The sequence below is a fragment of the Brevundimonas sp. genome (assembly GCF_013912065.1).
In the GTDB taxonomy this organism is placed as follows: Bacteria; Pseudomonadota; Alphaproteobacteria; order Caulobacterales; family Caulobacteraceae; genus Brevundimonas.
In genome coordinates, this window is the sequence record NZ_JACESA010000002.1 from 99,297 (window position 1) to 112,524 (window position 13,228).

Sequence of the window (13,228 nt, forward strand, 5' to 3'; positions counted from 1 at the left end):
GCAAACGATCCCCGTTTCTCCTCGACCGATCCCAGTTGCGGAACAGGAGAAATGCGATGCCAAGCCTGACCGACACCGCGATCCGACATGCGCTGAAGCGTGTCGAGGTGAGTCAAAAGCAAGAAAACCTTGCTGATGGTGAAGGGCGCGGCACGGGTCGTCTGGTCCTTGTGCTCAAGCCGATGCCCAAGCGCGTGACCGCCGATTGGATGGCGCAACAGTGGCGCGACGGGAAGCGCACCAAGAAGAAGCTCGGCGCCTATCCCTCGATGTCGCTCGCCGCCGCGCGTGAGATCTTCAAGCGCGATTTCGCTGACGTGATCCAAAAGGGGCGCAGCATCAAGATCGCCACCGACACACGCCCCGGCACTGTCGCCGACCTGTTCGAGGGTTATGTTGCTGCCCTCAAGGAGGCCGGCAAGCCCTCCTGGAAGGAAACCGAGAAAGGGCTGAACAAGATCGCCGATACGCTCGGGCGCACTCGCCTCGCCCGCGAAATCGAGGCCGAGGAAATCATCGAATTAATCCGCCCGATCTATGAGCGCGGCGCCAAGTCAATGGCCGATCACGTCCGGTCCTATCTTCACGCTGCGTTTAGCTGGGGCATGAAATCCGACAACGACTATCGGCAGCAGTCCCCTCGCCGGTTCCGAATTCCTTTCAACCCCGCAACTGGCATCCCGACAGAACCGAAGGTCAAAGGGACGCGCTGGCTGGATGAAGATGAGTTCGTGCGGCTCTACCGCTGGCTCGAATGCCCAGACACACCAGTCCATCCGTCCTATCCGCGCGCAGTGCAGATCATCATGCTGACCGGCCAGCGCGTCGAAGAGATTGCGCGCCTCCATGTCGATCAGTGGGACGCCAAGGAGCGGATCATCGACTGGTCAAAGACGAAGAACAGCCAGCCCCATGCCGTCCCTGTGCCCTTGTTGGCGGCCGAATTGATCGAGTCGATAAAGCCTAACGAGTACGGCTGGTTCTTCCCGTCGGCAAAAGACCCGTCAAAGCCGGTCAGTCACGGCACGCTCTACAGCTTCGTTTGGCGTCAGCGGGATCGCGGCGTCATACCCTATGCCACCAACCGCGATCTTCGTCGGACCTTCAAAACGCTGGCAGGCAAGGCCGGTGTCCCGAAGGAGATTCGTGACCGCTTGCAGAACCACGCCTTGCAGGACGTCAGCTCTAAGCACTACGACCGCTGGCACTACATGGTCGAAAAGCGCGCTGGAATGGCGAAGTGGGATAAGTTTGTCCGCACCATGTTGGCCAAGAAGCCGCTGAAGGCTGCAGCATGACAATCCTCCGTCGTCCTGCCCAACAATTCAATGAAACATGGTGCGCAGAATCGACCAAGCCGCCGCCCGCTCCCACAAAGATCGCGGGGAACCGCCAGCCCTAGGCCGAGAGGGTCTTCGGCCCCGATCCACAAGGGACCAGCGACCGAGCGGACACGAAGGATCGCCACCTCGCCGTCGATGCACATTCACTCGAATGCTATCGGTCCCTCGACACAGAGCCGACCTTCTTCAAATTCGGCCGTTACGTTCGCTATGCGGTGGCTGATTTAGACGTTTGGGCAGAACGCCGCCGCCGGGTCCCCACTGACGCTCGATAGCGGCCAGCGTGTGAATGCCATTGCCAAGCTACCTCAGGATTCGGGTGCAGCTTGGCATGGCTCTCTAGCCGCATGCGCCCAGAATGCATCGTTTCCCCGCGAAATTGGAAAACATCGGCCCAAATCGGACTAGATCAGGTTAAACCCGCTTTACTAAGCTACGCTTGGGTGGAATAGTTCGACTAACCACTGCAGCCAGGGAAAGTGCGGTTCATGTCTGATCGCTGGATGTCAGTTGAGGAAATCGCCAGCTATCTGGGAGTGAGTAAAGACACGATCTATGGCTGGATAACAAAAAGAGAAATGCCTGCACACAAAGTTGGAAGACTTTGGAAATTTAAGTCGGACGAAGTTGATTCATGGGTGAGAGCTGGAAAAGCCTCCGATGAGGGCAGTGAACATGGTGTGAATGACGTGCGGGGACCGGGAAAGCGCGCTGCGAGGGGGAAGAAATGAGCGAGGTAGCGTGTATTGACCTGTTTTGTGGCGCAGGCGGCTTGACCCACGGCCTGATTCGAGCGGGTGTCCCGGTCGTCGCGGGCATTGATGTCGATACGGCGTGCCGCTACCCATTCGAGGCCAACAATGGCGCGCGCTTCCTCACAAAGGACATTAAGAACGTAAAGCCGTCGGATCTGAACAAGCTGTATGGCGATGCGAAGATACGGATTCTGGCGGGCTGCGCTCCATGCCAACCGTTCTCGACCTATTCCCAGCGCTACGACACCCTCACCAGTCCGCGCTGGCCCCTGCTGTATCAGTTCGCGCGCCTCGTCAAATCCGTCCGCCCGGACATCGTGACCATGGAGAACGTGCCCCTGGTCGAGAAACATGCCGTCTTCGACGACTTCGTCGCCGCCCTCCAGCGGCTGGGCTATAAAGTCTGGAAGAACGTCGTGGATTGCACCCAATATGGGCTGCCTCAGACCAGACGGCGTATGGTCATCCTGGCGAGCCTGATCGGCCCAATTGAGCTGATCTCGCCGACCCATAAGAAGCCGCGCACGGTAAAGGACGCGATCGGAAAGCTTCCCGCCATAGGGGCGGGAAGCGTCCACGACGACGATGCCTTCCATGTGTCGTCTAAACTTTCGGATTTGAACCTGGAGCGTATTCGCGCTTCCCGCCCCGGCGGGACTTGGCGTGATTGGCCCGAGCGCCTGGTTGCTGAATGCCACCGGCGAGAAACCGGCCGCACCTATCCGGGCGTTTATGGACGCATGAGCTGGGAAGATCCCTCTCCGACGATCACCACGCAATTCTATGGTTTCGGCAACGGCCGCTTCGGCCATCCCGAGCAGGACCGAGCGATCTCCCTGCGCGAGGGGGCGATCCTCCAAGGCTTCCCGAAGAAATACGCCTTCGTGGCGGATGATGGCCCGACCCATTTTAAAGTGTTGGGCCGGATGATCGGCAACGCGGTCCCCGTCGCTCTCGGCGAGGCAATCGGCCAAAGCATCGTAACGCATCTTAGCGTCGGAGCGCAGACGGATCAGGCGAAGAAGGATCAGGCGAAGAAGGGAGGCACCGCGGATGTCGCGCGTAAGTCCCTCGTCGCATGAGGCGAGCCTTCGCATGGCTCGAGTGCGGCAGAAGGGCACCGACGCTGAACTCTCGCTGCGCAAGGAGTTGCATGCCAGAGGGCTACGCTATCGTCTGCACGTTCCCCTGCTAAGCAAGCCACGGCGCGTCGCGGACATCGTGTTTCCCCGCACCAGAGTCGCCGTCTTCGTCGATGGTTGCTTCTGGCATGGTTGCCCGGAGCACGCCTCCTGGCCGAAAAGCAACGCGCAATTTTGGCGTGAGAAAATCGAAGCAAATCGCGCCCGAGACGCGGATACCGACCGACGCCTCAGTGCCTCGGGTTGGCGTGTCATCCGCGTATGGGCGCATGAGCGCGCCGACGAAGCAGCCGAACGCATCGAAAATGTCGTTCGGAGCGGGAGCGGGCTTCAATGATCGTCAGAGAAGCGAGCAGCGCGGCGGCTCAGATTGCCCATCACACGATTCCAGAGCCCGGTCAGTTGGTCGAAGCGCGCCGACGGCAATGGATCGTGTCGGAGGTCGATGGTGGATCGACGGCGCCCGGCCTTTCCAAGCGCCACCTCATCCGATTGACGTCGATCGACGAAGACGCCCTCGGAGAGGAAATCGAAGTCCTTTGGGAGTTGGAGCCCGGCGCTCACGTCATTGAGCGGGCTGGTCTGCCGCGCATCACCGGCCTGGATGATCCGGCCTCCCTACAGGCGTTCCTCGATGCCGTCCGATGGGGTGCCGCCACAAACGCCGATAGGGCCTATCTCCAGGCCCCTTTCCGCAGTGGCGTCAGCATCGAAGATTTTCAGCTCGATCCATTGGTTCGAGCCATCGACATGGCCCGCACCAGCCTGCTCATCGCGGATGACGTCGGCCTCGGAAAAACGATCGAAGCCGGCCTGGTGATCCAGGAAATGCTCCTGCGTCATCGTGCGCGCACTGCGTTGGTGCTGTGTCCAGCGTCCCTTCAGGAGAAGTGGCGTAGGGAGATGCAGGAGAAATTCGGTCTCGACTTCCGCATCGTCGATACCGAGTTCGTCAAGCGCCTGCGCCGTGAACGTGGCTTGCACGCCAATCCATGGACCTCGTTTCCCCTCCTCATCACCTCAATGGATTGGGCGAAACAGGGCGAAGGGCTGCGCCTGTTTCGGGACGCGCTGCCGCCCACCGTCACCCATCCTCGAAGATTCGATCTCCTCGTCATCGACGAAGCGCACAACATCGCGCCCGCGGTCGGACACTACGCTGTCGAGAGCCTCCGGACCAGGCTGGTGCGACTGCTTGCGCCGCACTTCCAGCACAAGCTGTTTCTCACCGCCACGCCCCATGACGGCTACACCGAGTCGTTCACCGCTCTGCTCGAACTGCTCGATGACCAACGCTTCGCCAGAAACGTCCTGCCGAGTGAGCCACAGCGCGCTCGGGTCATGGTGCGGCGGCTGAAAAGCGATCTGGTGGATGCGAACGGTAAGCGGCTCTATCCGGCGCGGCGTCTCGAAGGTCTCCACATCAAGTATGAAGATGACGAGAGGCAGATCCGGCATCATCTCGGCGATTACATATCGTCACGAGAGAATGGCGAGGGCGGCGCACGAGCCGTCGACCGCTTTGTCCATCAATTGCTGCGCAAGCGCCTCGCGTCGTCGCCCGCGGCATTCGCGGCGACGCTGGAAAAGCACATAGCGACGATCGAAGGCCGTTCGTCAGCCGATCAGACCCGGCGCAAGCTGGATGATCGCATCCTTCGCCGCGCCATTTCGAGGGCCGAAGAAGACTATGCCGACGACGCATTGCGCGAGGCGGCGGAATACGACGCGCTCAGCGAAGCCGGCAAACACATCCGGCCGCCCACCGAGCAAGAATGGCGGATGCTGGAGCGCCTGCGCTCTTGGGCTCAGCAAGCGTCACGCAGGGCGGATTCCAAGGCTCGCGCGATATTGGAGTGGCTCACCAAGCACCTCCAGGATGGTGGCGAATGGACGAATGAACGGGTCATCCTGTTCACCGAATACCGGACGACGCAGCAGTGGATGCAAGAGACACTCGTGGCGCACGGTTTCGGCGGCGACCGGCTGGCGTTGATCTATGGCGGCATGGATCACGACGAACGCGAGGTTGTGAAGGCGGCGTTCCAGGCCAGCCCTTCGGAATCGCCGGTCAGAATCTTACTGGCGACCGACGCGGCATCCGAAGGTATCGACCTCCAGAACCACTGCCACCTGATGATCCACCTAGAGATTCCGTACAATCCCAACGTAATGGAGCAGCGAAACGGGCGCGTCGATCGCCACGGCCAGCGCTCCAGCGAGGTGGTCATCTGGCATCCCGTCGATGACGAAGGCGATCACGGACAGGATATCCTGCGTGCGCTTCGGAAGCTCGACGCCATGCGGGCCGACATGGGGAGCGTCAACCCAGTCATCGCCCCTCAGCTCCCGGACTTAATCGAGGGGCGTCGGCGCGATCTGGATACTCGGCTGGCCGAAGCCCGTATGGAGAAATCGCGCCGCTTCGTCAGAGCAGAGCGGGATCTTCGAGAAAGAGTCGCGAAGCTGCACGAACGCCTCGCCGAGACTAAGCGCGAGCAAAATCTCACCCCCGATCACATCGAGAGGGCAGTGAGGGCGGCGCTGCGCCTTTCGGACAAACCAGACCTCGGGGCCACTTCTCTGCCCGGCGCTCCAGACGGCACCGTTTTCATCATGCCTGCGCTGTCCGGTTCATGGACGCGATGCCTGGAGGGTCTGGAGCACCCGTACACGAAGAAGGTCCGCCCCATCACTTTCGACCATGACGTGGCGAAGGGGCGCGATGACGTCGTCCTGGTGCATCTCAACCACCCCCTCGTCCAGATGAGCCTGCGCCTGCTACGGGCCGAAATCTGGGCTCGAGACGACGTGAAGAAAATCCACCGCGTCTCCGCCCGTTCTTTGCCCGACAGCCAGCTCGAAGGCCCCGCCGTCATCGTGGTTTCTCGATTGGTGATCACGGGCGGCAGCCACCACCGCCTGCACGAGGAACTCACAGAGGCCGGCGGTTATCTGCGTGACGCTGGCTTCCGCCGCGAAGACCGCGTGACGGAAGTGCGTAGATGGCTCCAGGATTCCGCCCCCGCCGTGTTGCCAGATACGACCTTCGCAGCGCTACGGACCCGTTTCGAGAAGCAGCGAGACTCCATATTGGGATCGGTCGACGCGCGCTCCAAGGACCGCCTGCGCTTCCTGTCCAATTCGATCGACGCCCGTAAGGAACGTGAGAGCGACGACATTCGACAGGTGCTCGACGATCTCGACAAGGCCCTGCGGGCCGAACTCGTCGCTGACCGTGAGCCTCAGCAGCTCTCGCTCTTCTCCGAGGACGAGCGTGCCCAGCTACGACGCGATCACGCGGCTCTCGAAGCGCGTCTCGCCCGTATTCCGCTGGAACGGGAGCAGGAGGTGCGCGCCATCGAGAACAGATACTCCAATGTTCGGGGTCACACCTTTCCCGTCGCGGTCATCCTGCTCGTGCCCGAGTCATTGACGAAGGGGCAGCCTAGATGAGCACCAACCACGATTGGCTCAACCTCATTGAGGTGTCGGGACCGTTCCTCGCGGTTCCCGTGTTGCGGGAGGTGCTTCCCCAGGGATTGGAAGCCCTGACCTCCGGCCGCCCGCAGCGGCTGCGCGCAGCCTATGACGAATGGCGTGATGCCGTCGATGCGGACGATGCCGATCTGTCGGCGATCCATTCGGCATGGATCGCCGAGGTTCTCCAGAGCGCCTTGGAGGTGGACGAGCAGGTTTTGCGCCGGGCGGCGATTTTGCCGGAGCGGCTGAAGGCGTCGATGCCCGAGCATGGCGTCACGATCGCTCCGGACCTGGCGATCGTCAATCCGACCCAGGGCGACGCCCCGCTCTTGCTCGTCCAGCTCTTTGATCCCGACACCAATCTCGACGCCACCCGGAACTACGACGGGCTGGCTACGACAGTGGGCGACCGTATGGTGGCGCTGCTTCGCGCCGTCGGGTGCCCGGTCGGTCTCGTGACCAATGGCGAACGCTGGATGCTCGTTCATGCGCCGGCCGGCTCTGTCGCGAGCTTCGCCAGTTGGTATGCCCGCCTCTGGGGCCAGGAGCCCGAAACGCTCCGCGCCTTCGTCAGCCTGCTCGGAGTCCGTCGCTTCTTCGGCCCGGAAACCGAAAGGCTACCGGCGCTGTTCGAGCGGTCGCTGAAGCATCAGGACGACGTGACCGACGCGCTCGGCGAACAGGTTCGTCGCGCGGTGGAAGTGCTGGTCCAATCCCTCGACCGCGCCGACCAGGACCGCAACCGGGATCTGTTGCACGACGTCGATCCGAAGGAACTCTACGAGGCCGGGCTCACGGTCATGATGCGGCTCGTCTTCCTGCTGGCGGCGGAAGAACGCGGTCTGCTCCTTCTCGGCGATCCCCGATACGACGCCTTCTATGCGCTCTCCAGCCTGCGTACGCAGTTGCGCGCCGACACCGAGGAGATACTCGAACGCCGCCGCTCGGCATGGTCGCGGCTGCTAGCGCTGTTCCGTGGCGTCTATGGCGGCATTGATCATCCGCTACTGCGATTGCCGGCGATGGGCGGCTCGCTCTTCGACCCGGATCGTTACCCTTTCCTCGAAGGACGCAAGAAGGGCACGAACTGGCGGAGCGATCTCGCCGAGCCCCTGCCGATCGACGACCGGACGGTCCTGCTCCTGCTGGAGGCGATCCAGACCTTTGAGGGGCGCACGCTGTCCTATCGCGCGCTCGACGTGGAACAGATCGGTCACGTCTATGAAGGCCTCCTCGAACGCACGGTCCAGCGCGTCGATGACGTGACGCTCGAACTCGAAGGATCGGCCAAGGCCAAGAGTGCGCGCGTGGCGCTCGGCGAGATCGAATCGGCGCGCCTCGACGGCGCCGCCAGGATCGTCGATCTCCTGAAGGAGCGCAGCGAGCGTTCCGAGCCAGCCATTCGCCACGCGCTCGGTCGGGAGGCGGACGAGCGCGTGGCGGCGCGGCTGCTCACCGTCTGCCGCGGTGACGTGGCCTTGCGTGACCGCATCCTGCCCTATGCCGAACTCCTACGGACGGACCCGTGGGGATACCCTCTGGTCCATCACGCCGGCGCTTTCGTCGTCGTCCTCGGCGCCGACCGGCGCGAGAGCGGGACGCACTACACGCCCAAGAGCCTGACCGAGAAGATCGTCGAGGAGACGCTGATCCCGATCGTCTATCGCGGCCCGGCCGAAGGCGCGGCACGCGAGGATTGGAAGCTCAAGAGCGCCGACGAACTCCTCGACCTCAAGGTCTGCGATCCCGCGATGGGATCGGGCGCCTTCCTCGTGCAGGCTTGCCGCTGGCTCGCCGACCGGCTGATCGAAGCCTGGTCCGACATGGAAGCTGCGGGCGGCCGGATCGACGAAGAAGGCCACATCCGCGCCGCCGATGACACGGCCGGGTTCGAGCCTCTGTCGCGCGACACCGAAGAGCGGGCGGTCCTGGCGCGTCGGCTGATCGCCGAGCGCTGTCTCTACGGCGTCGACAAGAACCCGCTCGCGGTCGAACTCGCCAAGCTGTCGTTGTGGCTGACCACCCTCGCCAAGGGACGCCCCTTCGGTTTCCTCGATCACAACCTGCGGAGCGGCGACAGCCTGCTCGGCATCCATGATCTCGGCCAGCTCATCGAGCTGGATATGAAGCCGAAGGGCAAGGCGCAGCTTCGCCTTTTCGGCCGGACGATCCGATCGGCCGTCGACAAGGCGCTCGCGCTCCGCAGCCAGCTTCGCTCGATCCCCATCCGCGACATCGGCGATGTCGAGGCGATGGCAGCGCTCGACGCTCAATCGAGTGCAACGCTTGCGACGTCGGAGCTGATCGCGGACGCCTTCATCGGCCTCGTGACCGCGACGGGAAATGGCGGGGACTTGGAAAAGCGTCTCGCTGCCCTCTCCACGGCGGCCGACCGAGCTTCAGATGGTGGGGCCGACGCCTGCCGGACTCTTGCGGCGCAGGCTCAGTCCGACCTCATGAGTGACTTTGTTGCCGAACAGCGTGGACGTCCTTTTCACTGGCCGCTGGAATTTCCCGAGGTTTTCCTCCGCGCCGATGGTGGTTTCGACGCCTTCGTCGGGAATCCGCCGTTCCTTGGCAATAGATTGTGGAAGGGAACCTACGGAGCTGCCTACCAGCGTGTCGTGCAGATGATCTTGGAGGTGGCGCCCGGAAAGATCGACCTCTCGGTCGTCTTCCATCGTCGGGCGGCCACGCTTCTGCGACATGGCGGAACCTATGGATTATTGGCGGCGAACAACATCGCCGAGGGCAGCGCTGTTTCCGTTGGGTTGGAACGGATAGCCGCCGAAGGAGACTTCTACTTCTCCCGTAAGGGTATGCCGTGGCCGGGGGCGGCCTCCACCGTGATCGCCATCGTGTGTTTTCGGAAGGCAGGATGGGCCGGGCTTCGGAACTGCGACGGCATTGCATGTGGCAAAATCAGCCCCCGCCTCCAGCCCGAAATCGGAGGGGGATGGGAGCCGAAGGCGCTTCCCGATACCCTGTTCGCGTTCGAGGGGGTCCATAACGGCAAAGGGTTGGCGCTCGTCCTGACCGAGGAACATCCATGGTTCGAGCGCCTTCGCTCTGAAAGCGGCTCTCTGTTACGGCCCTACATTACCGGCAACGACATCACGAGCACTTCACTCACTCGCGTTGAGCGCTGGGCTCTCGACATCGCCGATCTGCCGCTGGAAACGATCGAGAGCGAGTGGCCGATCGCCTATCGGTTTCTCATCGAAATCGTATTGCCCACACGAACCGCGAAAGACCTCAAGAGTTACAAGGGCCTCGTCGATCGGTGGTGGCAGTTCTGGAACCATCGCGCTGCGCAAATGCGTCAGCTTCGCGCCCGCCATCAATTCATCGCGTTTGCGAAGGCCGCAAAATATCCAATCTGCGTTCAGGCACCAACGGAGTGGATATACACGAATAAAATCGTGCTCGTGGAAGAGGCCAACGAAAACGTCCACCCAATATGCTTGAGTTCTATGTTTCAAATTTGGCTGCGTAATTATTCTGTTCGCAGCCTCGGAGGGGACAACAACACGCTGACACTCTCCGTCAGTGAAGCGCTTGCGACGTTCCCATTCCCAACAGGGCATGTGCCTGAGGATGCCATCGCCGCAGCCAGGGATTTTCAGGACACTCTCGTTTCATGGAGTCGTCGAAACTCGGCTGGAATGACGGACGCGATGAACGCCGTCCATTCATCCGCTTCGCGCGACGCCGAAATCCTCGCGATGCGCGGTCTTCTCGAACGCATCGACGCCGGAGTAGCGGATGCCTACGGCTGGAGCGATCTCGACCTCGCTCATGGCTTTCAAGACGATACTGCTGATGGAGATGCAAGCTCCAGCCATCATGGCCTGGATGAGCAAACGCGCGATCTCGTGCTTGCCAAGCTCATTGAGCTGAATCGCCAACTCTATGAAGCGACGGCGCCAGTTTCCGCTGCTGGTAAAGAACGCCCAAAATCCGGGAGGGGCAGACGTGGAGCATCTTTAGACGCTGGATTGCTTTTCGAAGATGCCAGAGCAGATGAGACTTCTGCCAGCGCCTCTCACTCTGAACCTATAACATACTGAGGCCACGCCGATGACGAAACCCACGAGCGACCAGGCAGAGGCCAGCCCAACCAAACGGTTCTTCGTGTCGATGCTGACGCGCGACATCAACCTCGCCGACGCGATCCTTGACCTTCTCGACAATTGCCTTGATGGCGCGCTTCGGCTCGCGGACGGCGGCAACGTCGATTACGCGCAGCATTTCGTGAAGATCGAACTCGCCGCCGATCACTTCTCAATCGAAGACAATTGCGGCGGCATCCCGCGCGATGTCGCGAAGAACTATGCCTTCAAGATGGGTCGCGAGCCGGACGACGACCGCGACTCCGACTCCGAAACTATTGGCATGTATGGCGTCGGTATGAAGCGCGCGATCTTCAAGATGGGCCGCGAAGCGCTGGTGCGCACCCGCTACGGCGATGACACGTTCGAGGTGCCAATCACCTCTGCTTGGCTCGAGGCGAAAGGATGGGACCCATTGCCGATCAACGAGCCGACGGAAGCGGGAGAGAAGCTCGCCGAGCCCGGCACCGTGATCCGCGTGGACGAATTATACGAGGGTGTCTCCAGGCACTTCGCTAACGAGGCATTCGAGAACGAAGTCCGCACGGCCATCGCCGAACATTTTACGATGTTCCTCCAGTGGGGCCTCAAAGTCGATCTTAATGGCAAACCAGTGCAGCCGGTTTTCGTCGAAGTGCTCGTTTCGGAGCGTGACGACGGGCCGGCGCCGTTCGTTTTTCAGAAAACCATTGACGACGTTCTGGTCTCAATCACGGTCGGTTTGAACAGCGGGCGTAGTCTCGGCAATGACGATGAGGACGACTCGGGTTTTGAGCGTGATCGCTCGTCCGCGACCGCCGGCTGGACGGTCCTCTGCAACGATCGCGCGGTAATCGTCGGCGACAAGAGCCGCCTCACCGGCTGGGGCGACGGCATTCCGCTGTACCACCCGCAGTTCGCCATCATCACCGGCATCATCGAGTTCCGCTCCAAGCGCGCGGACAAACTGCCGGTCACGACGACGAAGCGCGCGCTCGACACTTCATCGAACGTCTGGCTCGAGTCGTTGGTGAAGATGAAGGAGGGCATGCGGATCTGGATTTCTTATACGAACCAGTGGAAGAACCATCCACGCGCCGATCAGTCAAACTACTGGGAAGATGCGAAGCCATTGTCTTTGGCAAAAGCGGTCGCGGCGGTTGCCCAGCGTAGTAACGTCAAAAAAAGCGACACCCAGATCGAATTCAATCCGCAAAAGGTAAAGGTTCTGCCCGAGCCGCCGGGCAAAACACCGTCGTCGAGGAAAGTCGTGTTCTCGCGGCCGGTGGAAGAACTGCGGCTCGTCTCCAAGATGCTGTTCGACGTCGATGACGAAAAGCCGGGAATCGTGGGCGAGAAATGCTTCGAGCTAACGCTCGCCAAGGCCAAGAAGCAGGACGGCTGAGACATGAGCGCCGGATCTTCGCTTCCCTACCGGCTGAGGCCCAACAAGGCCGTCGACCGGGAATTGTTCCTCTCGCTGCTGATGCGGCTGGCTCCGGCATTGTCGCTGGATAAATACCACTATGTCGGTCTCGGCGGCCCCTTTCTCGAAGATTTCAGATTGGTGCATGCTCGGCTCGGCCTCGAACGGATGACGTGCGTCGAGACCGAAGGGGAGGTCCACAAGCGCCAACTCTTCAATCGCCCGGTCGGATCGATCGAATGCGTCCACAAGACGCTCGAAGATTACCTGGACGGGCACGACTTCGAGGTGCCCGCGATCGTGTGGTTCGACTACACGGAGCCGAAAGGCATCACCACGCAGATCGAACGCTTCGCGCGGACGATCGGCACGGTTCCTCTCGGGAGCGTGCTTCGGGTGACGCTCAACGCGAATCCGGCCTCACTCGGCAAACCCGATCCCAGCGAGCTTTCAGTCGAAATCGACGGTGAGGCGTCCGGCGATCGGGCAGCAAAGCCGACGATCCAGGAATGGAGGCTCGCCCGCTTCAAGGAACGCCTTGGTGCGCTTTTCCCGAGCGGGATGACCGCCGAGGGGATGAGCTTCAAGACCTACGGTCCGAGTCTTCTCCGTGCGCTGAAGCTGGCGGTCGAAAAGGAAGCGCTGAGCTTTCGCGATCGGCGTGTCGTTTGGGCGCTGGGCACACATTACGCCGATGGACAGGCCATGGTGACGGCGGCGCTCGTGGTGTGCGCCGCCAGTGACGCGGCCCTCGAACCGCTCGTGAAGGGGTGGGAATTCTATTCGACACCGGATGCACCGCACCGTCTCGACCTGCCCGCGCTTTCGACGCTGGAGCGATTGACGATGGAGTCGAACGACGATGTTCGAGCGAAGATGGCTTTCGACCTACCCAAATCCGACATGGGCGAAGACCCCATCGCAATCTTCAAAAAATTCTACCGCATCTATCCACACTTCTCTCGCGTCGAGCTGTAGAGATTCTTTC

At 61.5% G+C, this 13,228-nt stretch carries 8 protein-coding genes; all 8 read left to right on the plus strand.

The window, feature by feature from the left end; genetic code table 11:
- Positions 1-56 precede the first annotated feature (56 nt).
- The 8 genes from H2037_RS02370 (at position 57) to H2037_RS02405 (ending at position 13,218) form a co-directional block, all read left to right on the plus strand.
- Entirely contained in the window at positions 57-1,298 is a 1,242-nt protein-coding gene (locus H2037_RS02370; protein ID WP_292117252.1) for a site-specific integrase, read from the plus strand.
- A 533-nt stretch (positions 1,299-1,831) separates the two neighbouring features.
- Positions 1,832-2,074: a helix-turn-helix domain-containing protein gene (locus H2037_RS02375; protein WP_292117254.1), complete on the plus strand. Its 243-nt coding sequence runs from the start codon at positions 1,832-1,834 to the stop codon at positions 2,072-2,074.
- A complete protein-coding gene (locus tag H2037_RS02380; protein ID WP_292117256.1) occupies positions 2,071-3,180 on the plus strand; it encodes a DNA cytosine methyltransferase in 1,110 nt (369 codons plus the stop codon). The genes H2037_RS02375 and H2037_RS02380 overlap by 4 nt, the downstream gene beginning before the upstream one ends.
- Complete coding sequence (locus H2037_RS02385; protein WP_292117259.1) at positions 3,152-3,577, plus strand: very short patch repair endonuclease; 426 nt, start codon at positions 3,152-3,154, stop codon at positions 3,575-3,577. Before H2037_RS02380 ends, H2037_RS02385 begins: the two co-directional genes overlap by 29 nt.
- Positions 3,574-6,696 carry a DISARM system SNF2-like helicase DrmD gene (drmD, locus tag H2037_RS02390; protein WP_292117262.1) on the plus strand — a complete coding sequence of 1,041 codons (3,123 nt, stop codon included), beginning with the start codon at positions 3,574-3,576 and terminating at the stop codon, positions 6,694-6,696. Before H2037_RS02385 ends, drmD begins: the two co-directional genes overlap by 4 nt.
- The gene (locus tag H2037_RS02395) at positions 6,693-10,793 is read left to right on the plus strand and encodes a type IIL restriction-modification enzyme MmeI (protein ID WP_292117265.1); all 4,101 of its coding nucleotides are present in this window, start codon (positions 6,693-6,695) and stop codon (positions 10,791-10,793) included. Before drmD ends, H2037_RS02395 begins: the two co-directional genes overlap by 4 nt.
- A gap of 10 nt (positions 10,794-10,803) precedes the next feature.
- Positions 10,804-12,219 carry an ATP-binding protein gene (locus H2037_RS02400; protein WP_292117267.1) on the plus strand — a complete coding sequence of 472 codons (1,416 nt, stop codon included), beginning with the start codon at positions 10,804-10,806 and terminating at the stop codon, positions 12,217-12,219.
- Positions 12,220-12,222: 3 nt separating this feature from the next.
- Entirely contained in the window at positions 12,223-13,218 is a 996-nt protein-coding gene (locus H2037_RS02405) for an O-methyltransferase (RefSeq protein WP_292117269.1), read from the plus strand.
- The last annotated feature ends 10 nt before the right edge of the window (positions 13,219-13,228 follow it).